Origin of the sequence: Tropicimonas isoalkanivorans (assembly GCF_900112335.1) — a bacterium.
GTDB lineage: Bacteria > Pseudomonadota > Alphaproteobacteria > Rhodobacterales > Rhodobacteraceae > Tropicimonas > Tropicimonas isoalkanivorans.
This window is the reverse complement of sequence record NZ_FOLG01000003.1, coordinates 297,999-320,577: the sequence shown is the minus strand read 5'-3', so window position 1 is coordinate 320,577 and position 22,579 is coordinate 297,999. Positions and strand designations below refer to the sequence as shown.

Below are 22,579 nucleotides of genomic sequence, written 5' to 3'. Positions count from 1 at the left end.
GTTTGACTTTCCAGTCTGTGAATTGGCCATTGTAGGTCGGCCCCTATTCTGGCGTGTCATGGAGTTTGAGCGATGCAAACAACGTCAAAACTAATCAAGTCCTTTGTCGAGGATCGCACAGGCGTGATTGTCCTGTCGCAACCCGACCGTTTGAATTGCCTGTCCATGCAGGTTTGGGACGCGATCGGCTCTGAATTGACCGACTTCGAGTCGGACACATCCCTCCATTCCCTCTGTATCCGCGCCGAGGGCAAGCATTTTTGCACGGGGGCGAACCTCGTCGAGGTGAAGTCGGTCCAGCAGAACGCAGCTGATCTGAACGTTTTCCTGCGCAAGGGGCATGAGGTCCTGCGCAGGTTCGAGCGTTCACGTTTGATAACTGTCGCGCAGGTACAGGGGCTATGCCTGGCCGGCGGTCTGGAGCTGATGATGGCCTGCGACATGGTGATTGCCGGTGAGTCCTCGAAATTCGGCGACCAGCACGGGCAGTTCGGTCTGGTCCCGGGGTGGGGAGGATCGCAGCGCCTGCCGCGGCTGGTCGGCCTGCGCCGTGCCCTGGACCTGTTCTTGTCCGTGCGATGGATCACGGCGGCAGAGGCCGCCGACTGGGGTCTGATCACAAAGGCTGTTCCGGATGAGGACCTCAAGACCGAGGTCGAACAGCTGCTGTCGTCGTTCTCGACGCGGTCCTCGCGCGGGCTGGCCCTGATGAAACTGCTGGCGCGTGAGGGACTCGACGGTGGTCTGGACAACGGCCTGGAACGCGAGATCGAGGAGGGCACGCCAGTTTTGATGTCGGAAGACGTGCGCGAAGGTATCGCCGCGTTCGAGGCAAGACGTTCACCCATGTTCAAGGCCTGACGTTCGTCGACGCAAAGAAACCGCCCGCTGCAACGCTGGCTGATTTCCGGAAAAAGTCGGGACCAGCAGGCGATCTGTGCTGGGAACGGGCCGGCAAGCTCGTCAGATGACACCCCGGGCCCGGAAATCCTGCTGGGTCAATGCATCGTATCCGAGTTCGTCAAGCAGCGCTGTGGTGTGCTCTCCAACAAGCGGCGGCGCCTTGGGGGTGGCCACCGGGGTCTCCGACATCCGCAGCGGACTGCCGATCAGGTCCACAGCGGGATTGAAGGGATGCTCGACCGTGACTTTCAGTCCGCGCGACACCATGTGCGGATCGGCAAAGACCTCTTCGAAGTCATAGATCGGTCCCGAGGGTACGCCGCCCTTTTCCAGCGCATCCAGCCAGTGTGCCGTGGTATCCGTCAAGAAATGCTCCTGCAGCCAGGCGGACAGCCCGCTGCGGTTTGCGATGCGGGTGCGCGCGTCCTCGTACAGCGGATGGCGCGCCATTTCCGGGCGGCCGATCGCTTCGCACAGCCGACAGTATTGAGCCGAATTCCCTGCCGTCAACATCAACGCGCCGTCCTTCGTGTAGAACATCTGGCTGGGCACGCCGCCGTTGCCCTGCGTCCCGCGGCGGAACGGGGCGACACCGGAGGACAGGTAAATCTGGGCATAATGTGACATTGCCGCGACCGCGGTGTCGAACAACGCAAGATCCAATTGTTGCCCCGGCGCGCCCTTCACGTCGCGGGCATACAGCGCGGAGACCACGGCAATCACGGCGTTCAGGCCGCAGATGATGTCGGTGATCGAAGGGCCCACCTTCATCGGACCCGCACCCGGCTCGCCCTCGGCGATGCCTGTGACGCTCATCAATCCACTCATGCCCTGAAATATCGCATCGTAGCCGGGCCGAAGGCGGTAGGGTCCGGTCTGGCCGAAACCGGTGACCGAGCAATAGACGAGCCGTGGAAACTCCTTGTGCAGACTGTCGTAGTCGAGCCCGTACTTGGCGAGGTTGCCGACTTTAAAGTTCTCGACCAACACGTCACAGGTTCCGGCCAGTCGCTTGACGATCTGCTGCCCTTCGGGCTGGGCAATGTCCACCGTCAACGATTTCTTCCCGCGATTGCATGACAAGTGAAAGAAGTTCTCTGACGTGTCGTTGCCGTCGGCGTCCTTGACATAGGGCGGCCCGTAGGCCCGGGCGTCGTCCCCAGTACCGGCCCGTTCGACCTTGATCACCTCGCAGCCGAGATCGGCCAGGTACTGCGCGGCCCAAGGCCCAGCCAGCACGCGAGAGAGGTCGAGAATGCGGATGCCGTCGAGGGGTGGGGTGGTCATGTCTTCTCCATTGTCTCAGCGGCGCGGCAGATCGAGCACCGCGGTGGCCACGATGTTGCGCTGAATTTCGTTGGTGCCACCGTAGATCGTCGCGGGCCGGGCGTTGTAGAACGCGGCAAGCACGTCGAAGCCATCGTCTCCCAGCGGGGCGCGGCCGCCGATCATTGCGCCGGTTCCGGCGATCTCGACGATGGCGTCGGCGATCCTGGAAAAGGTTTCGGTCCCGTAGATCTTCTGCAAGCTGATATCAGGCCCGAGCTTGCCGCCGGCCTTCACGATGCCGCTGAAGTGGCGGTAGAGCGCGTTCAGATCGGCGACATCCATCTCAAGCCCGGCAAAGCGCTCGCGAAAGACCGGATCGTCGTTCTGCCCGGTCAGGACCGCCAAGGTGCCGAGCCGCGAGAGGGCGCTTTGTGCCAGTTTGGGCGACCCGAGGAACAGCCGTTCGAAGGTCAACAGGGCCTTGGCGATGGACCAGCCCCGATTGACCTCACCGACGATGTTGGCGGCGGGCACACGAACGTCGTCGAAAAACACCTCGCAGAATTCCTCATGACCGGCGAGCGTCTTCATGGGCCGGACGGTGATGCCGGGCGTCGTCATGTCGACCAGAAGGAACGAAATTCCCTCTTGCTTCTTGGCATCCTGGTCGGTGCGCACCAGCATGAACATGTGGGTGCCGTCCTGCGCCAGGGTGGACCATGTCTTCTGCCCGTTGACGATGTAGTCGTCGCCGTCCCGCACCGCGGCGGTACGGACGTTGGCAAGGTCAGACCCGGCGCCGGGTTCGGAGTATCCCTGGCACCAGATTTCCTCGCCGGAGAGGATCCTAGGCAGATAGCGCGCGCGCTGCTCGTCCGTGCCTTCCTGGATCAGCAGGGGGCCGACCATGATGATCCCGTGATCGGGCACGCGAGCGACGCCGTGCGCTTCCTGTTCTTCGACGAAGATGACGTGCTTGCCGGGGTCGAGCCCCATGCCGCCATATTCCTGAGGCCACGACGGTGCGATCCAGCCGTGCTCAGATAGCGTCGCGTACCAGTCCCTGACCTCGTCCAGACGCAGGCGCGCGGACGCGTAGCGCAGGTTTTCCGGGTAGTGGCGTGCAAAGAACTCGCGCACGGCGGCGCGAAAGGCCGCATCGTCCATGCGGGTCCAATCGGTCGTGCTGCCCTGGGTCCGGGGGTAGGTCATGCGGTTGTCTCCGTGCTGCGAGGCCGCGACATCGCGGCGTAGCGGCGGCGCTGCTCGGCGGCATTGCCGAGCCAGGCCTGCAACACCAGCGCGCGCTTGAGGTAGCGGCCGATAACATGCTCGTCGGTAAAACCGATGCCGCCGTGCATCTGGATCGCCTCCTTGGTGACCTGCAACGCACTGGCGCTGGCCCGGGCCTTGGCACGGCTGGCGGCGCGCAGGCGATCGGCGGACGTCGTGGCGCACTCGGCCTCTTCCAGCGCGGTCTCGAGCGAGCATCCGGTCAGGACTCGTGCCAAGTGCATGTCCACCGCCCGGTGCTGCAAGGCCTGGAACGCGCCGATGGCGGTCCCGAACTGCTTGCGCGTCCCGAGATAGTCGAGCGTCAAGTCCATGGCGCCATGGATCAGGCCCAGCAACTCGGCCGATGCCAGAAGCGTGGCGCCCGCCAGTGCGGTGTCGAAGACATCGCGACCGCCCGGCAGGCGAATGGCCTCTGCCATTTCGAAGGTGACGGTGGCGGACAGGCTGTCGTCCGGGCCTGCGAGCGGTTCCGTCGCAATGCCGGCGGCATCGCCTTCGACCCAGAAAAGACCCTGCTCCCCACCGTCCGAGGCCAGCACGATCAGCCCGGTCCAGTCGGCGGCGGGAAGGACCATGCTCTTCGTGCCGGTCAACTGCCAGCGATCACCGTTTTCCTGCGCGGTAGTCGCGACGGTCGTGCCCGGCAAGCCGGCCAGCTGTTCCTGCCAGGCGACCGCCGGCAGCGCCTCGCCCGCCGCAATGGCGGGAAGAAGACGCTCGCGCAGATCCTTGTCCGCGCCGTGCACCAGAGCGAGCGTGGCAAAGGCGACGGGAACGACCGGCAGCGGTAACAGCGGTTTGCCGAGTTCGGTCAGCATCGCCGCGAGGTCGGAGAGCGTCAGCCCCAGCCCGCCCATGTCTTCGGGCACAAGCATGGCGGGCACGCCAAGCTCGGCAAGTCCGGACCAGAGCGTCGGGTCGTACCCGGCCGGCAGCTGCTGCTTGCGGGTGAGATCGGGCGACAGGTGCCGCTCGGCAAAAGCTCGGGCGCTGTCGACCAGCATCCTGCGGTCTTCGGAAAGATTCGTCACGGTAGGGCCTCCTCGCCGGCAGCGGCCGGCGACGTCTTCGGGTCTGAGGATGAAGGGGCGCCCAGGGCCGCCGCTGCATCGGGTCGCAAGCCGATCTCGGCCAGGATCGCCGCTCCGTCCTCTCCCAGGCGCGGTGCCAGCTTGCGGATCTCAGCGCCGGATCGCGAATACGAGACCGGAACGGCCATCGTCATCATGCGCCCCTCTGTCGGATGCGACACTTTCCGGAAGAACTTCGTCTCCTCGAAGTAGGGATCGGCCAGAAGGTCGTCGAAGTCGTTCATCGGACCGTTCGGAATATCGGCCTCGTCCAGCAGACGGTGCCATTCGGAGGTGCATCGCGTCGCCATCTGTTCGACCACGATGGCATAAAGCCGGTCGATGTTGCGCGACCGCTCGACCGCCTTGGCAAAGCGCGGGTCGCCGATCAGGTCAGCTCGGCCCATGACCGCGAACATTCGTTCCCATTGTGCGTCGGTGTTGGCCAGCAGGCAGATGTATCCATCCGAGGTCGGGTAGGGCCGGCGGTGCGGCGTCAGCATCCTGGCGTAGCCGATCCCCAGCTCCGGTTGGTCCAGGACGCCACCCCAGAGATGTTCGATCAGGTTGAAGCTGGTCATGGTCTCATACATCGGCACATGGACTTCCTGGCCCTCGCCGGTGCGCTCGCGCCACAACAACGCCATGCCGACGGAAGAGGCCAACACATGGCCGCAGAACTTGTCTGCGATCACGGTCGGCAAGTACTGCGGGACGCCGGATTGCCGTCCATTCATCGCAGCGATTCCCGACATGCCCTGAATAACGTCGTCGAACGCCGGATCATTTGCGCGCGAAGAGTCGGGCCTGAAACCGCCGGCCGAGGCATAGACGATGTCCGGTTTCACGGCGCGGACATCTTCGTAGGAGATGCCCAACCGTTTCGCCGCTCCGGGCCGCATGGAGTGCACGAACACGTCGGCACCGGCCACCAGCTTCATCAGGGCATCGCGCGCTGCAGGAAGCTTGAGGTTCAGAACGACGCTGCGCTTGTTGCGATTGATGTTCAGGAAGAACACCCCCATGCCGGGGGTGCGGCTGGGTCCGACATTGCGCGTGTAGTCACCCGCCGGTTCCTCGATCTTGATGACGTCAGCGCCCATGTCGCCGAGGATCTGCGTTGCCACCGGGCCGAGCACGTTCACCGTCAGGTCGATGACCCTCAATCCAGCCAGCGGCCCTCCGGAGGGTCTGGCGCGCGTCACGCCGCCTCTCCGGTCCCGTCGGTGCGCGCCTTGACCATCCGAAGCGGAGTGTATTCCATCACCTGCTCGCCCTTCTGGTTGAAGACCTTGTTGCGCGTGCGCACCAGCCCGCGGGTCGGGCGGCTCTTGGATCGGCGGCTTTCGATCACCTCGACTTCGCAGAACAGGGTGTCGCCACCGACGGTCGGCCCCATCACCTTCAGGTCCATCTCGAGGAAGGCAAAGCCGGTGTGCTGCATGGTGCTTTGTGTCAGCAGCCCTTCCATGAAAGTGAATACCAGCGCACCCGGAACGACTTCTCCTTTGATGTCACTTTCCTTCGACTGGAACTCTCGGTTGACGAAAAGAACCTCGGTCATGCCCGTCGTCGTGACGAAATTGATGATGTCGGTCTGTGTGATTGTCCGACCGATGGTGCGAAAGCTCTTCCCGACCGGAAGATCCTCGTAGAATTGGCCAAGGCCGATGATGTCCATTGGTTCGTTTCCTTCGCTTCGTGCAGGCTTTAGTCCAGAAGGCCGCGGGAGATGATGTTGCGTTGGATCTGGTTGGTGCCTTCGATGATCTGCAGCACCTTGGCATCGCGGAAGTATCGGTTGATCGGAAACTCGTTCGAGATCCCCGAGGCACCGAAAAGCTGTACCGCGTCAGTCGCGACCCGCATCGCGGTATCGGTGGAATGGCATTTGGCAATGGCGGCGAGCCGCGCCAAAGGCTTGCCGGAGACCCCGGCGTCCACCGCCTTGGCTGCTTGGTAGACCAGATTGCGCGAGGCTTCGATCTGCACTTCCATGTCGGCGAGCATCCAGCGGACACCTTGAAAGTCTGATACCGTCTGCCCGAAGGCATGGCGGCCTTTCACGAATTCGATGGTGTGATCGAGCGCGCCTTGCGCCAGACCGACGCCGCGCGCCCCGATGATCGGACGGCTGTCGTTCAGTGCAGCCATCGCAACGCGGAAGCCGGTCGCCTCGTCGCCCAGCATGGCGCTTGCAGGCACCCGGCAGTTGTCGAGGAAGATCGCGTGGGACGGCACGCCGCGCGCGCCCATCTTGTCCTCCTTCGGACCGACCTCGAAACCCTTCATGCCCTTTTCGACGATGAAGAGGTTAATCTTGCCGCGGCTCTCCGCGTCACCGGTTTTGGCGGCGACAAGGACGAAATCCGCCATGCCTGCGTTGGTGCACCAGATCTTCGATCCAGACAGCAGGAAGTCGTCGCCGTCCCGTACCGCGCGGGTCTTGATCCCTGCCACGTCCGAACCGCTTTGCGGCTCAGTCAGGGACAAGGCCCCGCGCAACTCGCCAGAGGCCAGGCCGGGCAGCCAGCGTGCCTTCTGCTCCGGCGAGCCGCCGGCGAGGATTGCGCCGATCGGCACCCATTGCACAACCAGAAGATAGGCCGTGTTGTAGCAGACCCGGGCAAGTTCCTCGACCGCGACGCAGGCCGAAAGCATCGACGCCGTGCCGCCGTAGTCCTCGGGAAACGGCAGGGCGAACAGACCCAGGTCGCGGATCATGTCGAACATGTCGTGCGGATATTCAGCGGTCCGGTCGATTTCCTGCGCGCGCGGCGCCACTTTTTCTCGCGCGACCCGGCGTACAAGATCGCGGATCTGAATCTGGTCTTCTGAAAGGTGCAGTTCGGTCATATCGGGCTTTCGGTGTCGGCTTCGGCCGGGGCCTCGTGTGTCTGGTGCGGGCGCATCTGCGCGGATCGCTGTCTTGCGTCGATCTTCCAGCCGCCGGGCCGCGGATCAATGCGGGCGGCATCGCGGCCTGCCTTTCCGCACAAGCGTGTTGAATGTCCGCGTTGGACGGACCCCCGCGCCGGCATCAGGCGATCTCCGCCCGTCCATTGGAAATGGCGACCACGTCGCGTTCGACCGCACGGATCCGGTAGCTTGCGATATCACCGTCACGCCAGATCTCGGCTCGGAACGTCTCGCCAGGGTAGACCGGCGCGGTGAACCGACCGTCGAGAGACCGGAGCCGACTCGCGTCGTAGCCACAAACCGCTTTGAGCAAGGCGTGGCAGGCGATGCCGTAGGTGGCGAGGCCGTGCAGGATCGGACGGTCGAAGCCCGCCTTCCTCGCGATCTCGGGGTCGGCGTGGAGCGGGTTCACGTCGGCGTTGAGGCGATAAAGCAGCGCCTGTTGCGGGATCGTCGTCAGGTCGACGGACAGGTCCGGCGCGCGTTCCGGCAGCGCATGCGGTTTACGCGCCGGGTCCGAGGGGCCGCCATAGCCGCCATCGGCCCGGCAGAAGGAGTTCTGCGTGATCGTGGCAAGCTTTTCGCCCGTCGCCTTGTCGCGGATCACCCGTTCGGAATATACCATTGCACCACGGCCCTCGCCCTTGTCGACGATGCCCGTGACGCGGCTTTCCCCGGTCACAGTCGCTGCGGCGGGCAGCGGGCGGTGCAGGGTCAGGCCCTGTTCGCCGTGAACCACCTTCACATAGTCGATGCCGGTGTCGAGGTCGCGGATCCACAGGCCCGGATGTGCTAGGACCACGGCCATCGAAGGCGCGGCGACCAGGCCTTTCTCATAGACGTAGCGCAGCTGGTCGGGGTCCACGGGGTCACTGCCGAGGCCGATCCCGAGCGCATACAGCATCGTGTCCTTTTCGGTATAGGTCTGCTCGATTGTCGGAATCTGCACCGACATCAGTTTTTCATAGTCAATGGCCATCAGATCGGATCCCATGTGAAAATGTCGGAGGAGCGCTCGAGCGGCGTCAGAACGTCTGCCGCTTCGGGCATCGCCTCGGCTATAGCACGGGCGGTCCAGCCCTCGGGCCGGCGCAGGGTGTGCGCGGGGCGCATCTGGTTGAACACATAAATCTCGTTGTTGCGAACGCTGAGCACGTGGCCAGAGACATCCTTGGCGAGGTCCGAACCTAGATAGGCGACCAGCGGCGCGACCTTTTCGGGGGTCATTTGCTTGAACCGCTCGACGCGCTGTTTCTCTTCGGGCGTTTCCGATGGGATCGAGCTTGTCATCCGGCTCCAGGCGAACGGGGCAATACAGTTGGAACGCACACCGTAGCGCGCCATGTCCAGGGCGATTCCACGCGACATGCCGACAAGCGCCATCTTGGCAGCCATGTAGTTCGCCTGGCCGAAGTTGCCGATCAGCGCGGAAGTCGAGGTCATGTGGACGAAGGCACCGCTCTCCTGCTCCCGGAATTGCGAGGCGGCAGCGCGCGATAGAGAGAACGAGCCGAAAAGATGAACCTCGAGCACATCGCGAAAATCGCGATGGCTCATCTTGTGGAACATGCGGTCGCGCAGGATGCCCGCGTTGTTGACCACCAGGTCGAGCCCTCCGAATGTGTCCATGGCTTCCGTCACCAAGTCCTGTCCGGCCGCCGGATCTGTGATCGAAAGGGAGGAGGGGCAAGCCCGGCCGCCTGCCGCCTTGATCTCGGCGCAAACTTTTGCCGCAAGATCCACATCCTCGCCGTCGCCCTGAAGGCTGGCGCCGATGTCGTTGACCAATACGTTCGCACCTTCGGCGGCGAGGCCCATCGCGACCGCGCGACCGATGCCCCCGCCTGCGCCGGTAACGATCGTGGTCTTTCCGTCCAGAATACCCATGGAAACCTCCCTCAACCGTGCATCGTCAGGCCGCCGGAGACGCTGATCGTCTGGCCGGTCAGGAAGGCGGCGTCGTCCGACAGGAGGAAGGCGAGCGTGCCCGGGTAGTCTTCCGGCTGACCCAGCCGGCCGAGCGGGATTGCCTTGGCCAGCCCTGCTGCGATTTTCTCGCCGACGTCCGACGCGGCCTTGAACCCGTCAAAGAGCGGTGTGTCGGTCGGACCGGGAGCCACGGTGTTGAGCGTGATGCCCTTGCGCGCCATTTCGCGCGCCATCGTCTTGGTAAAGGCGATGATGCCGCCCTTGCAGGCGGAATAGACCGCCTCACCCGACGACCCCACGCGGCCGGCGTCCGAAGAGACGTTCACCACCCGGCCGAAGCCTCGTGCGGCCATGCGCGGCAGGACGACATGGTGCATGATCAGCGGACCATAAAGATTGATGGCGATGACCTTGTCCCAGAAGTCTCGGTCAGTTTCGACGAACGGCGCTGGCAGGTCCCAACCCGCGACATTGGCCAGAAGCTCGACCGGCCCGAGATCGGCTTCGACCTGCTCTACGGCGGCCTCGACAGCGGCGCGATCAGTGATGTCGACCCCGTATGCCCTGATCGTGCCGTCTCGCACCTCGGCTGCTGCGTCTCGTGCGCCGGACTCGTTCAGGTCGAAGATCGCGACCTTCGCGCCCTCCTCGGCCAGTCGCAAGGCGGTTGCCTTGCCGATCCCGCTGCTGCCTCCGGTGAGAATCACCACGCGATTCTTCAGTCCACGCATTGTCCGCTCCATCGTTGGGTTCCCACAGCGATAGGGCCGGGCGGGGCGGTAAGGAAACTCAGGTCGCCGCTTTCCCACATATCTGCGGATGTCTCGGCACATGTGTGATCTTCGCCGGCAGATCCCGCGTTGACAGAACAGGCCAAGTGTTCATAATGTTGAACGTCATTCGATATTGGGAGGTTTGGGATGACGCTGCATGATATGGAGATGGATCCGAACGCTGCGCGCCCGATGCCCATGGGCCATCGTCGCAACGTGGTTAAATCCGTCGCCCGCACGCTGGAAACGCTCGAGCTGTTCGACGAACTTCGTCGTCCGCTGAACGTTGTCGAAGTATCGACCCGGTTGGGATATCCGCAGTCCAGCACTTCGGCGCTGCTCAAGAGCATGGTGGCGATGGGTTACCTCGATTATCAGGCCCGGCAGCGGACCTACTTTCCCACCGACCGGGTGGCGCTGACCGGCGCGTGGATCAACCCTTCGCTGCACTCCGACGGCAAGGCTATCAAGCTGGTCAAGGCGGTGATGGCGCGCAGCGAACGGGTGGTCCTGCTGGCCGCACGCAACGGGGATGACGCGCTCTACATCCATGTCGCGCAGCATCCAAAATCTACCACGCATCACATCGGGCTGGGCACCCGGCGTCCGATCGGCACATCGGGGGTCGGCCGCGCACTCCTGAGCACGATGTCGGACCACGACGTGCGGTGCATGTTTCGCCGTATCAATGCCTACCGCGACCCCGACCGGGAGCCGGTGAACATCCCCGACCTGATAGCATCGCTCGCTGAGACGCGGAAGGCCGGTTATTACATCTCGCGCCACCAGGTGGTGGACGGCTCGGGTCTGATTGCTATGCTCTTGCCGACCTCCTGCACGGATCGACCCTTGGTGCTCGGTCTCGGAGCGCCGGTCGACCAGATCGACTCCCGCAAGGAAGAATTCCTGACGATCATGCGCGAGGAAATCGTGAAGGTGTTCGGACCGCACGCTCAGTTGCAACACAACGCGCCGGCGTGGATAGTTCCGAAAACGGGTAAGATTCGCGCCGCCGGGATGTGAAGCCAGCAGATATGCGTTGAAGTCAGGCCGCATCTGGCCGTCCGGCGGTCCGGCGGCCTAGCCTCCGCTTGTCAGACAAGAGGAGACGCGCAATGGGCCCGCTGGCCGGTATCAAGATCGTGGAAATCGGCAGCATCGGGCCCGGCCCGATGTGCGCCATGGTGCTGGCAGACCTCGGTGCGACGGTGCTGAGGATAGAACGCAAGGTCGATGCCGGTCTCGGAATTGCGCGGCCAATTCAGTACAATCTCCTGTTGCGCGGGCGCAAGCAGGTAGCGGTAGACCTGAAGGACCCCGAGGGCATTGCCTTCGTGATGTCGCTCGTGGCCGAGGCCGACGGGCTGATCGAAGGTTTCCGTCCCGGGGTGACAGAACGTCTCGGGCTTGGGCCCGACGATTGCCTGAACGTGAATCCGAAGTTGGTTTATGGCCGGATGACGGGATGGGGCCAGGACGGACCGCTGGCAAAGGCCGCAGGCCACGACCTGAACTACATCGCCGTCACCGGCGCGCTGGCCGCAATCGGGCGCAAGGACCAGCCGCCGACGCCGCCTCTCACCCTTGTCGGCGATCTTGGCGGCGGTGCGCTCTATTTGGCGTTGGGGCTACTTTCTGGCATCCTTGAGGCAAGGGGATCGGGCAAGGGGCAGGTGGTCGACGCGTCCATCGCGGACGGCACGGCACACCTGATGACCAACTTCCATGGGATGCTGGGCGCTGGTCTCATCACCACCGAAAGAGGCACCAACTTCTCGGACGGTGGCGCGCCCTATTACGACTGCTACAAGACGCTCGACGGCAAGTGGATCTCTATCGCGCCGATCGAACCGAAGTTCTTCGCGCTGCTAGTCGAGATGCTGGGGCTTGGCGACCGGATGCCGCCGCAGAACGACCGGGCGCGCTGGCCCGAGATGCGCGCGCTGTTCGAAACGACCTTTGCCACGAAGACCCGCGCCGAATGGTGCGATCTGCTGGAGGGAACGGACACTTGCTTTGCTCCCGTGCTGACGATGGATGAGGCTGGCGGGCATCCGCACCTGGCCGCCCGGGGCAGCCACGTCGAGATCGGAGGCGTCATGCAGCCGCGTCCCGCACCCCGCTTTTCGCGGACCGAGCCAGACCTGCCCGAACCGCCGAAGGCCTGGCAGGAGACATCGCCTGAAGAAGCCCTTGACGGTTGGGAGATGACCGCTGCCAACCTGAAGCACTGGCGCGCGCGCGGCGTCGTGTAGACCCGGCATGGCGTCCGGCGTCCCGCGTACAAAATTGAAACAGGCCCTGGCACTCTGTGCCAGGGCCTTTCGCGGCGCTGCAGCGCCGCCGGTGCGCTGATCCAGGGAGGATTGGTCAGCGCCCCTTGAACGTGTAGGGCGTCTTTGCCTTGAAGGCATCGACGGCGCCTTGGTGATCCTCGGTACGGAACAGGTAGGGCTGATGGTCGCGCTCGGCGCGAAAAGCATCCTCCAGCGTCAGGATGCCGTCGGCGAAGACTGCCTTCGTGACCGCAATGGTCAACGGGGCCGAGGCCGCCAACTCTGCCGCCAGTTCGAGCGCGCGGGGCAGGGCGGCGCCCGTCTCCGTCACTTCGTCGACCAGGCCGATGTGCTGCGCCTCCGCCACCTCGACAACGCGGGCGGTCATGATCAGGCGCTTGGCCTGCGGCACGCCGGTGCGCTGGCTGACGGTGTAGTAAAGACCCATGTCGGGACCGAGCGAGACCTTCGCGAAGGCGGCGCAGAACCGCGCCCCTGCGCCGGCCACCGCAAAATCCGCCGCGGCGGCCAGCGACATGCCCGCGCCGAAGGCCGGACCTTCGACCGCCGCAATCACCGGTTTCGAGCTGTTGACCACGTAAGTGGCGATCTTCTGCGTCACGCGCATCCAGGCGCGGCTGTCCAATATCTGGCGGTCCTTCGCCATGCGGCTGATGTCGCCGCCGGAACAGAAAGCCCCGTCCGCGCCGGTTATCACGATGGCCCGCACGGAGGCGTCGCCGTTCAGTTCTTCGAGGACCGCGCCGAGCCCGCGGATCATCTCGGGAGAGAGCGCGTTCTTCGTCTTGGGATTGTTCATCGTCACAACGACGATGCCACCGTCACGACGCTCCACAAGCACGGGTTCGGGGATCATGTCTTCGCTCACAGTGTCGCCTCCGAACCGAGGATGAGGGTCGCCTGGCTGGACAGGGTTCCGCCGTTGCCATGCGCCACCGCGAGGTTCACGTCCGCTTGCTGCCGCTTGCCGGCGGTGCCCATGATCTGCTCGATCGCCTCGTACATCACGAAGAGACCGTACATCCCGGGATGCACGCAGGACAGCCCACCGCCGTTGGTGTTCACCGCAAGCTGTCCTCCCGGAGCGATGGCCCCGCCTTCGACGAACCGTCCGCCTTCACCCTTGGGGCAGAAGCCGAGGTCCTCAAGGAACAGGATCGTGTTGATCGTGAATGCGTCGTACAGTTCGACCACGTCAATCTGGTCGGGGGTCACGCTCGCCGCGGCGAATGCGCGCTTGCCGCTTTCCGCGGCGGCAGTGGCCGTGAGGTCCGGCATCGACAGGATGTCCCAGTGGGTCGCCGCCTGACCGGCGCCCAGAAGGTAAGCAGGCGCATTGACAATATCCTTCGCGCGGTCGGCGCTGGTCATCACGACCGCAGCCGCGCCATCGGTCACGAGGCAGCAGTCGAACTTGCCGAGCGGGCTGGAAATGATCCGTGCGTTGACAACCTCGTCGACGCTGAGATTGCCCTGCATGAACGCGTCTGGATTGAGGTTTGCCCATTTCCGAGCTGCAACGGCGACCTCGGCCAGCTGTTCCTTGGTCGTGCCGTATTCGTGCATATGCCGCGACGCCGCCAGCGCGTAGGACGAAATCGGCTGCATCGGACGGTAGGGTGCCTGATACGGACTCACGCGGGGTGACGAGACCAGACCGCCCGCAGCGCTGCGCTGGTTCGATCCGTAGGCGATCACGGCGGTCTCGATTTCGCCAGATGCGATCAGATGGGCGGCGATGTGGGCATGTGTCTGGAACGACGATCCGCCGGTGCGGTTGCCCTCTAGGATCTTCGGATAGATGCCCATGTACTGCGCCAGCGTGATCTGCCCGAAGGGATCTGACGGCATCGCCGCGAACAGGCCGTCTATGTCGCCCGGTCTCAGGTTCACCTTTTCGAGGGCGTCGAGCACGGCATGCGCCGCCAGGTCGGTATCGGAATAACCGGGCGCCTCGCCGATGCCGAATGTCGCGCCCGAGACGAAGGCGCTCTTGCCACGCGGGAAACCCATCAGACCGCCTCCGGCACGAAGACCAAAAGCGGCTTGCCGTTCTCGGTCACGATCCTGGCCGTTACGGCCATGCCGATCCGCACGTCCTCGTTGGCGCAGTCGTCTATGCGGGACATCATGCGGGGCCCTTCCTCCAGGTCCACGAGCACGACGTTGTAGCTGTCCTTGGGATCGCGCTTGGGGATCACCGTGACGGCATGTACGGTGCCGCGGCCCGAAGCCTCGAGCCATTCAAGATCCCGTGCCCCGGTGCCGGGAGCGGCGATGCGCGGATAAAAGACATAGGTGCCGCTGCTGCGACTGCGCTGTATCATGAACCGGCCATCCGCGAGGAATCCAGCGTATTCGGTATCGGGGTGGAGGACATCCATCGGCGCAGGCCTTTCCTTTTGTCCACCGCACATGGCGCGATCCGCGAGGCAATGAAAAGCGGCATAAGCCCCTTCGACACATATGCGCTGAGGCACCCGCTTCCCCTGCCGTTCCCGCCGCGCGAGATGCAGAAAGGTGCGGACTGCCAGAGGAGAGATGCGCAATGGCCCTGATCCAGTTCGTAAACAAGGTTTGGTTTGGGTCCGGGGAGCTAAAGCGCCTCGCGACAGAACTGAAGCGGCTTGGGATCGCCCGCCCGCTTATTTGCACCGACACGGGCATTCGCGCAGCGGGCCCGCTTGACGGCGTGTTGGCGGCTCTGGGAGATGCCGAGGGCGCGGTGTTCGACGGAACGCCGCCGAACCCGACAGAGCCCTCGGTCGAAGCTGCGCTTCGGATGTATGCTACCGAAGGCTGCGACGGTCTGGTGGCGGTGGGCGGAGGATCGTCCATCGACCTCGCCAAGGCGGTGAACCTGCGCCTGTCGCACCCCGCCCCGCTTGCCCAGTACGAAACGGCAGCCAAGGGTCAGGGCAAGATCGGAGAGGTCGGCCCGCTCATCGCGATCCCGACGACCGCCGGAACCGGCACCGAGGTGTCGGTCGGCACGATGATCCTGACGCATGACGGACGAAAGTCGACCATTGCCAGCCCCAATCTGATCCCCACGGTGGCGATCTGCGATCCGGATCTGACCCTCGGGCTTCCGGGCGGCCTGACCGCCGCGACCGGGATGGACGCCGTGACCCATTGCATCGAGGCGGTCCTCTCGCCACTGTACAACCCGGTTGCCGACGCCATCGGTCTTGATGGCCTGGCCCGCGCGCTGAAGGGCGGGGCCCTGGAGCGCGCGGTGGCCGACGGGTCCGACGCCGCAGCGCGCAGCGACATGATGATGGCGGCCATGCAGGGTGCCTTGGCTTTCACCAAGGGTCTGGGTGCCGTTCATTCGATGAGCCACGCCGCAGGGCGTGTCGAACGGCTGAAGCTTCACCACGGAACCCTCAACGCCGTGATCCTGCCGGGTGTCCTGCGCTTCAACGCTCCGCATGTCCCGGACCGGATGGACCGACTTGCAGAAGCCGCCGGGGTGGCTACGGGGGGGGACCTGCCGGAGGCGATCGAAGCGCTGAATGCGCGGCTGGGCCTTCCCGCTTCGCTGGCCGAATTAGGCGTGACACCCGACCTCATCGACGAGATGGTCGCGCACGCTTTAAAAGACGTATCGACTTTCACGAACCCGGCGAAGATGACCGGAGAGGACTTCCGCACTCTGTTCCTCGATCTTTTGTGACATGACGCTTCCACTTGACGGCATCCGGGTCCTCGACTTTTCCACGCTTTTGCCAGGCCCGCTTGCGACGCTGTTTCTGTCAGAAGCAGGCGCCGAGGTGACAAAGATCGAGAGACCGCCGACCGGGGACCCGATGCGCGAAAGCAAAACGGAATTTGCCGCGCTGAACCGGGGCAAGGGAAGTCTGTGCCTCGATTTGAAGGCCCCGGATTCGATGGCGCGGCTTCGACCGCTGATCCAGAGCGCCGACATCCTCGTGGAGCAGTTCCGCCCGGGCACGATGGACCGGCTGGGGCTGGGTTACGACGCCGTGCGGGCGATCCGGCCGGACGTCATCTATTGCTCGATCAACGGGTACGGCAGCGACGGCCCCATGGCGCAGAGAGCCGGTCACGATCTGACCTTTGCCGCCGAGACGGGCCTCATGGCGCTGACCGGAAAAGGCGCGACGACGACGATGCCCTGGGCACTGACGGCAGATGTCGGCGGCGGGACCTATCCGGCGCTGGTGAACATCCTGCTCGCTTTGCTGCGTCGCGCCAGGACTGGCGACGGCATGCGGATCGAGATTGCCATGGCCGACGGTCTTCCGGTGTTCGCCCCCTATGCGCTGGCTGAGCGCCAGGAAACAGGAAAGTGGCCGGCGGTGGACGGCCACTTGGCGACAGGCGGTTCGCCCCGGTATCGGCTTTATACAACGGCGGACGGGCGACAGCTTGCCGTCGCCTGTGCGGAACCGAAGTTCTGGGCCAATTTCTGCCGCCTTATCGACCTTCCCGCAGATCTCGCTGCGAGCGGGGATGCGCCCCGCGTCGCCGCCGCGGTCGCAGGCCGTATCGCGGCGCAGGATGCAGCCAGTTGGGAGAACTGCTTTTCGGGGGAGGACGTATGCTGCGCCATCGTCCGTACACCGGTCGAAGCCGAACCATTCCTTGCCGCGCGCGGCGTGCCCCTCGACGGCCCGGGGATGCTTTCGCTGCCGCTGGCGCGCGACCTGCGGCGTGCCGATCCCGGTGACGTCCCGGAGTTGAACGAGAGTTGAAAGGCCGATCCGGCGTCATTCCTTGCCGGTCGTTTGCGCCGTCAAATAGACTGCCCGCCCGGAGGCGGCGAGCCTGCCCTCGATATCGTGGACTTCCGCCTCGGCGACGGACAGGGTGCGCCCCAGCTTCACCACCCGAGCCGTGACGGTCAGTGTGCCATAGGCCGCGACGCGGTGATAATCTGTCCGAAGGTCCACTGTCGGCGAGGCATGGCCCAGCAGCGTGGCGACCGCGTAATCTCCGGCGGCATCCACCAGAGAAGCCAGCACTCCGCCATGGATCAGCTTGCGCTCGGGCGCGCCCATCATCTCGTCCCGCCAGCGGGCGGTCAGCACCAGCCGCCCGCCAACGGCCTCCTGAATGGCAATGCCGAGCCAGGCGTTGAACGGGCAACGGTCCGCCATCTTCTGCAATTCAGGGATCGTTAGTGTGCTATGACCCATCGGGCGCTCCGGCTGCCTGTCTTGGTCGTTCAGGTCAGGTCGTTGGTCTGTCAATCTGCGCTCCGCTCGAGAATTTGGTCGCGCAGAACATCGCGGCGAATCTTGCCGCTTGCAGTGCGTGGAATGACATCGACGAGCTCGAGCCGCTCCGGGTACTTGAACTTCGCCACGCCGAGCGTCGCCATGAAGCCGGTGATATCCGTGAGTGTCAGAGGCGCGCCGGGGCGCGGAATGACCGCGGCGCAGGCGCGCTGACCAAGCCGGTCATCGGGCAGGCCGATCACTGCGACCTCGGCGACCTGCGGATGGCGCCCGACAAGGTCCTCGACTTCTGCCGGGCTGATGTTCTCGCCGCCGCGAATGATGATCTCCTTGCGACGACCGACGATCCGAAGGTAGCCGTCTCCATCCAGCACGCCCAGATCCCCGGATCGAAAGAACCCGTCCTCGGTGAAGGCGTCCGCATTGTGCGCGGTGTCGAGGTAGCCGAGGCACGTGTTCGGCCCGCGATACAGGATTTCGCCCTCGGTGCCCGGCGCGGCGAGCTTGCCCTCTGGCGTGACGAGCCGGTGTTCGATGCCTTCAAGAAACCGTCCGTCCGATCCGGTGATCTTCTCGGGCGGGTCCCCCGGTCGGGCAATGGTGATGTTCTGGCCTTCGGATTGCCCGTATGCGGACACCAGGGTTGCTCCGATCCTGTCGCGGACGCGCCGGACCAGGTCGCGCGGTATCGGCGCCCCGGCTGTCAGCAGCAGGCGGAAGCGCGACAGGTCCGGCGCGTCGGGCCCCGCAGCCTCGGCCAGTTCGGCGCAGAAGGTCGTGGCCCCCCACATCATCGTGGCGCCGGTCTCGGAGATGCGCCGAACCGCCCTGCCGGCGTCCCACCCATCCATCAGCACCACGGTCCCGCCCAGGTGCAGCCCGAGTTCGACGCCGAAGACCGCGCCAGTGCCATGTCCGACCGGACTGGGGGTGAAGACGACATCCTGCGGACCCATTTCGAAAATGCGGGCGTGGCTGTCGAGCGGGAAGAAGGTCGTGGCGTGCGAATGCAGCACCGCCTTCGGCTTCGACTCGGTGCCAGAGGTGAAGATCACCAGCCGCCGCGCATCGGCATCCGGGGCAGGGAAGGAACCGGGATGCGTTGTCTCATGCGGCTCTGCCAGGAAATCCGCGACCGTCTCGCAGCCGTCCCCGCCGGCGCCATCCACCAGGATGCGGGCGAGGGACGGAACGGCCGTGCGCAGGGTAGGTACCATCGCGCGATGATCGAAGCGGCGGCAAACATCAGGAATAATGAGCAGCTTGGCTCGCACCACGCCCAGAAGGTAACCGAGTTCGCTTTCCCGCAACTGCGGCAGAAGCGGCAGGTACGTCGCTCCGGCGCGGACAGCAGCCTGCTGGAAGACGGCGAAGGCGATACGGTTGGGAAGCTGGATGCCTATGGCGTCGCCCGGTCCGATGCCCTCAGCGGCGAGCCCCGCCGCGGCACGGGTGACCAGAAGGTCGAATTCGGAATAGCTCAACGATCCGGTGTCGTCGATGACCGCGATCTTTTGGGGACTTCGTGCGGCAGTCTCGGCCAGGCGGTCCGGAATGGGCCCCTCATGCCACCAGCCTCTCTCCCGGTAACGCGCCGCGTGATCAGAGTGATGTGAGGGCAGGGTCATCCGCCGGTGCCCCGGAAGCTTTCCGGCACGCCGAGCGGCCAATTGGTGCCCCATAGGTGCATCCCGCCGTTGATCTGAAGCAGTTCGCCGGTCACGAACTTGCCCGAGGAGGCGGTCAGGTAGACCACGCCCTCGGCAATGTCCCAAGTGTCGCCCATGCGCCGCATCGGATTGCCCTGGCCCAACCGGCTCAGCATGGCGGGAGGGTAGTTGTTCAAACCCTCGGTTTCGATGGTGCCGGGCGCAAGCGCGTTGACGCGGATGCCAAGGGGTGCCCATTCCACAGCGACCGATTTCGACAGGTAGACCACCCCGGCGCGTGCCGCCGCGGTGTGGGCCGAATGGGGAATCCCGCGGTCTATGGTCGCGACGATGTTGACGATGGAGCCGGGCACGCCCGCATCGCGCCAGCGCCGCGCCGCCGCCTGCATCATATGCCACGTGCCGTTGAGGTTCGTGTCGACCACGGCGTTCCAGCCCTTCGGCGTCAGGTCGATGGCCTCAATGGGGAACTGGCCGCCCGCGCTGTTGACGAGCGCGTCGAGCCCGCCCAGCTCGTCGAAGGCGTCGTCCATCACAGCGGAAACCTGTTCCGGGTCGCGGATGGTCATGGCGCGGGTGAGAATGCGGGCCCCGGTGGCGCGTTCGATCTCCTCGGCGGCGCGGTCCAGCTTCTCTCCGTCACGCCCGCAGATCATGACCTCTGCGCCAAGCCTCACGGCCAGCACGGCCGTCGCCCGGCCCATGCCGCTACCGCCGCCAGAGATCAGCAGCCGCTGCCCCTTCAGCAGGTCGGGCGCGTAGACCGTGGGATGCGCTGCAAGATCCGGGACGCTCAGACCCCAGAGGCGTTTCTCCATGCGTTCCGTGCGAATGTCGGTCATCGTCAGCCCCTCCCGAAGATGCTGCGCGTGATGATCAGGCGCTGGATCTCGGACGTGCCGTCCCAGATCTCGGTCACCCGCGCGTCACGGTAGGCGCGTTCGGCCACGTTGCCCTTGAGCAGCCCCCACGCTCCGTGCACCTGGATGGCCGCATGGGCGACGCGGGTGGCCGTCTCGGAAGCGTGCAGCTTCGCCATCGCTGCCGCCGCGCCGATGTCTTCGCCCTTGTCGAGACGTGTCGCCGCGTCCACGGTGATCAACCGGGCCGCGTGAATCCAGGTGGCGCAATCGGCGATCGAGAACCCGATCGCCTGATGCGTGAAAAGTTTCTGTCCGAAGGTTTCGCGCTCGCTGGCATACGTCACCGCGCTGTCATGGGCGGCACGGGCGATTCCCAGCGCATGGGCCGCCGTGAGCAGCCGAATGTAGTCGAGGGAATGCAGCATCTGCGGCAGACCGCGCCCAACCTCGCCCAGGACCTGCGTGGCCGGCACGCGCGCCGCCTCCAACCGGAGGTCGCCGTGGCGGGTGCCGCGGGCGCCCATCTTGGAATACATCTCTTCGACGCGGACACCGGCTGTGCCCTTGTCCACAAGGAACGTCGTCACGCCGCGCGAGCGTTGCGCGGGATCGGTCTTGACCGCCACGAGCGTCAGGTCGGCGTTGATCGCATTGCCGATCCACGCCTTGCGCCCCTCCAGCACCCAGTCGTCGCCGGCCCGTGTGGCTGTCGCCCGGATCGCACCGGCGTCGGAACCGCAATGATCCTCCGTGAGCGCGAAGGAAAGCGCGCAGTCGCCGCTTGCGATGGCGGGCAGATAACGATTCTTCTGCACCTTGGTGCCATAGGCGGCAAGCGCCCCGGCCGGTCCGGCCCAGGTCAGCAACAGGGCCGCGGTCGAGGCACAGGCCGCGGCCACTTCCTCGACAACCGCAACCGCCGTCCGGGCATCGCAGTCGAGGCCGCCGTATTCTCCCGGCACTGACAGCCCCAGCAGGCCCTCGGCCTTGAGCGCAGCATGCCCTTCATAGGGAAAGCGTTCGTCGAGATCGACGGCGGCGGCATGTTTGGCCGCCACGCAAGCGGCGCGACGGGCCCGTTCCATGACCTTTGTATCTGGCGCTGACATGTGATCCTCGGGTGGTCTTGGCTAATTTGCGGGGCGGGGCGAGGGCCCCGGGGCGCGCCGCGCTCCTGCAATGGGTGGCATGTCGATGCGCCGGTTAAGAAGCCGGGCGGCGTCATTCAACACGTATGTAATTGTCGCGCGCCGACGTGATGCGTCTTGCCGGTTTTCCTGCATCCTGCCGGGGATTTTTCGAAGGCACGGTCAGGGAGGACACTCGAAAATGACAATAAACAGACGCCAATTCGCAAAGCTTGCCGCAGGTGCAAGCCTGACGGCCCTCGCCTCGGCACAGATGGCCGGAGCACAGGGAAAACCGCCACGCATCACATACAATGGTGCGGGCGGTTCGCAAGAGCAGGCGGTTAAAACCGCCTACCTCGACAAGTTCACAGCAGACACGGGCATCGAGGTTGTCACCTCAAGCCCGACCGACTTCGGCAAGCTGAAGGCGATGGTCGACAGCAACGCGGTGATCTGGGACCTCGCCGAGATCGGCGGGCAGGACATCGTACGCGCCAGCCGCATGAACCTTCTGGAACCTATCGATGAAAACGTGGTCGACCGGTCGGAATTCGTCGACCAGGCGATCTTCGAGAAGGCGATGTCCGCTTTCGTCTATTCCACCGTCATCGGGTACAACACCGAAACCTTCGAGGACGCACCTGAAGGATGGCAGGATTTCTGGGATTTCGAGAAGTTTCCCGGCCAGCGCGCAATGCGTAATCACCCCACCGTGAACCTCGAGGCCGCTCTTCTGGCTGATGGCGTGGCACCCGAGGACCTCTATCCTCTGGACCTCGACCGTGCCTTCGCCAAGCTCGAAGAGATTGCGCCGCAGACGATCTGGTGGACCGCCGGGGCCCAGCCGCCGCAGCTGCTGGTCGATGGCGAGGTGGCGCTGGCCGTAGGCTGGAACGGCCGTTTCTACAACTTGATCAAGGAAGGCGCCCCGCTGGCCATCGCATGGGACGGGGGCGCTCTGATGCCGGGTGGCGTCGGTATCCCAAAGGGTGCACCGAACGCGGCCGAGGCGCAGCAGGTGCTTTCCTACATGGCGAACCCGGAGAACCAGGCGATCTTCTGTTCCTCGCAGACCTATTCCGGCACCCACAAGCGCGCGGGCGAATTTGTCGATGCCGAACTGCAGCCGTTTCTGCCGCTCTACCCGGACAACGCCGAAAACCAGTGGTGGGTCGATCTGGAATATTGGCTCGATCACGGCGACGAGATCACCGAGCGCTGGAACAAGTGGATTCTGGCGCAGCAGGGGTGAC

22 protein-coding genes are annotated in these 22,579 nt (G+C 64.7%); 6 read left to right on the top strand and 16 right to left on the bottom strand.

Annotation, left to right across the window (positions count from 1 at the left end):
- Positions 1 to 123: 123 nt before the first annotated feature.
- Positions 124 to 861, top strand: coding sequence for an enoyl-CoA hydratase/isomerase family protein (locus BM075_RS08620; RefSeq protein WP_245758788.1), 738 nt, complete (start codon positions 124 to 126; stop codon positions 859 to 861).
- A 102-nt stretch (positions 862 to 963) separates the two neighbouring features.
- Here the strand turns inward: BM075_RS08620 and BM075_RS08615 are convergent, their stop codons facing one another.
- From BM075_RS08615 to BM075_RS08570, 9 genes are all read right to left on the bottom strand, one after another.
- The gene (locus BM075_RS08615; RefSeq protein ID WP_093360256.1) at positions 964 to 2,190 is read right to left on the bottom strand and encodes a CaiB/BaiF CoA transferase family protein; all 1,227 of its coding nucleotides are present in this window, start codon (positions 2,188 to 2,190) and stop codon (positions 964 to 966) included.
- 15 nt (positions 2,191 to 2,205) lie between these two features.
- Positions 2,206 to 3,384, bottom strand: a complete 1,179-nt coding sequence (locus BM075_RS08610) for an acyl-CoA dehydrogenase family protein (protein ID WP_093360255.1) — start codon at positions 3,382 to 3,384, stop codon at positions 2,206 to 2,208.
- Positions 3,381 to 4,499 carry an acyl-CoA dehydrogenase family protein gene (locus BM075_RS08605; protein ID WP_093360254.1) on the bottom strand — a complete coding sequence of 373 codons (1,119 nt, stop codon included), beginning with the start codon at positions 4,497 to 4,499 and terminating at the stop codon, positions 3,381 to 3,383. Before BM075_RS08605 ends, BM075_RS08610 begins: the two co-directional genes overlap by 4 nt.
- Positions 4,496 to 5,743, bottom strand: coding sequence for a CaiB/BaiF CoA transferase family protein (locus BM075_RS08600; RefSeq protein WP_093360253.1), 1,248 nt, complete (start codon positions 5,741 to 5,743; stop codon positions 4,496 to 4,498). Before BM075_RS08600 ends, BM075_RS08605 begins: the two co-directional genes overlap by 4 nt.
- Positions 5,740 to 6,219 (bottom strand): MaoC family dehydratase, encoded by a 480-nt coding sequence (locus BM075_RS08595; protein WP_093360252.1) that lies wholly within the window; start codon positions 6,217 to 6,219, stop codon positions 5,740 to 5,742. Before BM075_RS08595 ends, BM075_RS08600 begins: the two co-directional genes overlap by 4 nt.
- Positions 6,220 to 6,248: 29 nt before the next feature.
- On the bottom strand, positions 6,249 to 7,394 hold the full coding sequence (locus BM075_RS08590) for an acyl-CoA dehydrogenase family protein (protein ID WP_093360251.1): 1,146 nt from the start codon (positions 7,392 to 7,394) through the stop codon (positions 6,249 to 6,251).
- Between the two features lie 184 nt (positions 7,395 to 7,578).
- Entirely contained in the window at positions 7,579 to 8,436 is an 858-nt protein-coding gene (locus BM075_RS08580; protein WP_093360339.1) for a MaoC/PaaZ C-terminal domain-containing protein, read from the bottom strand.
- Positions 8,436 to 9,344, bottom strand: a complete 909-nt coding sequence (locus BM075_RS08575; protein WP_093360249.1) for an SDR family NAD(P)-dependent oxidoreductase — start codon at positions 9,342 to 9,344, stop codon at positions 8,436 to 8,438. Before BM075_RS08575 ends, BM075_RS08580 begins: the two co-directional genes overlap by 1 nt.
- 11 nt (positions 9,345 to 9,355) lie before the next feature.
- Entirely contained in the window at positions 9,356 to 10,117 is a 762-nt protein-coding gene (locus BM075_RS08570) for an SDR family oxidoreductase (protein ID WP_093360338.1), read from the bottom strand.
- Positions 10,118 to 10,306: 189 nt separating this feature from the next.
- On the opposite strand from BM075_RS08570, the gene BM075_RS08565 reads away from it, so the two are divergent.
- Both BM075_RS08565 and BM075_RS08560 read left to right on the top strand, forming a co-directional pair.
- Positions 10,307 to 11,182: an IclR family transcriptional regulator gene (locus BM075_RS08565; protein ID WP_245758787.1), complete on the top strand. Its 876-nt coding sequence runs from the start codon at positions 10,307 to 10,309 to the stop codon at positions 11,180 to 11,182.
- Between the two features lie 92 nt (positions 11,183 to 11,274).
- Complete coding sequence (locus BM075_RS08560) at positions 11,275 to 12,414, top strand: CaiB/BaiF CoA transferase family protein (RefSeq protein WP_093360248.1); 1,140 nt, start codon at positions 11,275 to 11,277, stop codon at positions 12,412 to 12,414.
- Between the two features lie 115 nt (positions 12,415 to 12,529).
- Here BM075_RS08560 and BM075_RS08555 read toward each other — a convergent pair whose 3' ends face one another.
- Genes BM075_RS08555 through BM075_RS08545 form a run of 3 tightly spaced genes read right to left on the bottom strand, consistent with a single transcriptional unit; the run spans position 12,530 to position 14,840 of the window.
- A complete protein-coding gene (locus tag BM075_RS08555) occupies positions 12,530 to 13,324 on the bottom strand; it encodes an enoyl-CoA hydratase/isomerase family protein (protein WP_218152837.1) in 795 nt (264 codons plus the stop codon).
- Entirely contained in the window at positions 13,321 to 14,469 is a 1,149-nt protein-coding gene (locus tag BM075_RS08550; protein ID WP_093360247.1) for an acetyl-CoA acetyltransferase, read from the bottom strand. Before BM075_RS08550 ends, BM075_RS08555 begins: the two co-directional genes overlap by 4 nt.
- Complete coding sequence (locus tag BM075_RS08545) at positions 14,469 to 14,840, bottom strand: Zn-ribbon domain-containing OB-fold protein (protein WP_093360246.1); 372 nt, start codon at positions 14,838 to 14,840, stop codon at positions 14,469 to 14,471. Before BM075_RS08545 ends, BM075_RS08550 begins: the two co-directional genes overlap by 1 nt.
- A 164-nt stretch (positions 14,841 to 15,004) precedes the next feature.
- Between BM075_RS08545 and BM075_RS08540 the strand changes: the two genes are divergently transcribed.
- Positions 15,005 to 16,135 (top strand): iron-containing alcohol dehydrogenase, encoded by a 1,131-nt coding sequence (locus BM075_RS08540; protein WP_093360245.1) that lies wholly within the window; start codon positions 15,005 to 15,007, stop codon positions 16,133 to 16,135.
- Position 16,136: 1 nt separating this feature from the next.
- The gene (locus tag BM075_RS08535; protein ID WP_093360244.1) at positions 16,137 to 17,177 is read left to right on the top strand and encodes a CaiB/BaiF CoA transferase family protein; all 1,041 of its coding nucleotides are present in this window, start codon (positions 16,137 to 16,139) and stop codon (positions 17,175 to 17,177) included.
- A 15-nt stretch (positions 17,178 to 17,192) separates the two neighbouring features.
- On the opposite strand, the gene BM075_RS08530 is transcribed toward BM075_RS08535, so the two are convergent.
- The 4 genes from BM075_RS08530 to BM075_RS08515 are packed head-to-tail and all read right to left on the bottom strand — an operon-like array spanning position 17,193 to position 21,305.
- Complete coding sequence (locus tag BM075_RS08530; protein ID WP_093360243.1) at positions 17,193 to 17,621, bottom strand: PaaI family thioesterase; 429 nt, start codon at positions 17,619 to 17,621, stop codon at positions 17,193 to 17,195.
- Positions 17,622 to 17,671: 50 nt separating this feature from the next.
- Positions 17,672 to 19,291 carry an AMP-binding protein gene (locus BM075_RS08525; RefSeq protein ID WP_177208291.1) on the bottom strand — a complete coding sequence of 540 codons (1,620 nt, stop codon included), beginning with the start codon at positions 19,289 to 19,291 and terminating at the stop codon, positions 17,672 to 17,674.
- Entirely contained in the window at positions 19,288 to 20,175 is an 888-nt protein-coding gene (locus BM075_RS08520) for an SDR family oxidoreductase (RefSeq protein WP_093360241.1), read from the bottom strand. The genes BM075_RS08525 and BM075_RS08520 overlap by 4 nt, the downstream gene beginning before the upstream one ends.
- A 2-nt stretch (positions 20,176 to 20,177) precedes the next feature.
- Positions 20,178 to 21,305, bottom strand: a complete 1,128-nt coding sequence (locus tag BM075_RS08515) for an acyl-CoA dehydrogenase family protein (protein WP_093360240.1) — start codon at positions 21,303 to 21,305, stop codon at positions 20,178 to 20,180.
- 220 nt (positions 21,306 to 21,525) lie between these two features.
- Between BM075_RS08515 and BM075_RS08510 the strand changes: the two genes are divergently transcribed.
- Positions 21,526 to 22,578, top strand: coding sequence for an ABC transporter substrate-binding protein (locus BM075_RS08510; protein WP_177208290.1), 1,053 nt, complete (start codon positions 21,526 to 21,528; stop codon positions 22,576 to 22,578).
- Position 22,579: the final 1 nt, after the last annotated feature.

Excerpts from the sequence above, each read along its gene's own strand:
- BM075_RS08615 (WP_093360256.1), bottom strand. The coding sequence starts at position 2,190 with ATGACCACCCCACCCCTCGACGGCATCCGCATTCTCGACCTCTCTCGC.
- BM075_RS08610 (WP_093360255.1), bottom strand. The coding sequence starts at position 3,384 with ATGACCTACCCCCGGACCCAGGGCAGCACGACCGATTGGACCCGCATG.
- BM075_RS08595 (WP_093360252.1), bottom strand. The coding sequence starts at position 6,219 with ATGGACATCATCGGCCTTGGCCAATTCTACGAGGATCTTCCGGTCGGG.
- BM075_RS08590 (WP_093360251.1), bottom strand. The coding sequence starts at position 7,394 with ATGACCGAACTGCACCTTTCAGAAGACCAGATTCAGATCCGCGATCTT.
- BM075_RS08580 (WP_093360339.1), bottom strand. The coding sequence starts at position 8,436 with ATGGCCATTGACTATGAAAAACTGATGTCGGTGCAGATTCCGACAATC.
- BM075_RS08575 (WP_093360249.1), bottom strand. The coding sequence starts at position 9,344 with ATGGGTATTCTGGACGGAAAGACCACGATCGTTACCGGCGCAGGCGGG.
- BM075_RS08570 (WP_093360338.1), bottom strand. The coding sequence starts at position 10,117 with ATGCGTGGACTGAAGAATCGCGTGGTGATTCTCACCGGAGGCAGCAGC.
- BM075_RS08565 (WP_245758787.1), top strand. The coding sequence starts at position 10,307 with ATGACGCTGCATGATATGGAGATGGATCCGAACGCTGCGCGCCCGATG.
- BM075_RS08560 (WP_093360248.1), top strand. The coding sequence starts at position 11,275 with ATGGGCCCGCTGGCCGGTATCAAGATCGTGGAAATCGGCAGCATCGGG.
- BM075_RS08550 (WP_093360247.1), bottom strand. The coding sequence starts at position 14,469 with ATGGGTTTCCCGCGTGGCAAGAGCGCCTTCGTCTCGGGCGCGACATTC.
- BM075_RS08545 (WP_093360246.1), bottom strand. The coding sequence starts at position 14,840 with ATGGATGTCCTCCACCCCGATACCGAATACGCTGGATTCCTCGCGGAT.
- BM075_RS08540 (WP_093360245.1), top strand. The coding sequence starts at position 15,005 with ATGGCCCTGATCCAGTTCGTAAACAAGGTTTGGTTTGGGTCCGGGGAG.
- BM075_RS08535 (WP_093360244.1), top strand. The coding sequence starts at position 16,137 with ATGACGCTTCCACTTGACGGCATCCGGGTCCTCGACTTTTCCACGCTT.
- BM075_RS08530 (WP_093360243.1), bottom strand. The coding sequence starts at position 17,621 with ATGGGTCATAGCACACTAACGATCCCTGAATTGCAGAAGATGGCGGAC.
- BM075_RS08525 (WP_177208291.1), bottom strand. The coding sequence starts at position 19,291 with ATGACCCTGCCCTCACATCACTCTGATCACGCGGCGCGTTACCGGGAG.
- BM075_RS08520 (WP_093360241.1), bottom strand. The coding sequence starts at position 20,175 with ATGACCGACATTCGCACGGAACGCATGGAGAAACGCCTCTGGGGTCTG.
- BM075_RS08515 (WP_093360240.1), bottom strand. The coding sequence starts at position 21,305 with ATGTCAGCGCCAGATACAAAGGTCATGGAACGGGCCCGTCGCGCCGCT.
- BM075_RS08510 (WP_177208290.1), top strand. The coding sequence starts at position 21,526 with ATGACAATAAACAGACGCCAATTCGCAAAGCTTGCCGCAGGTGCAAGC.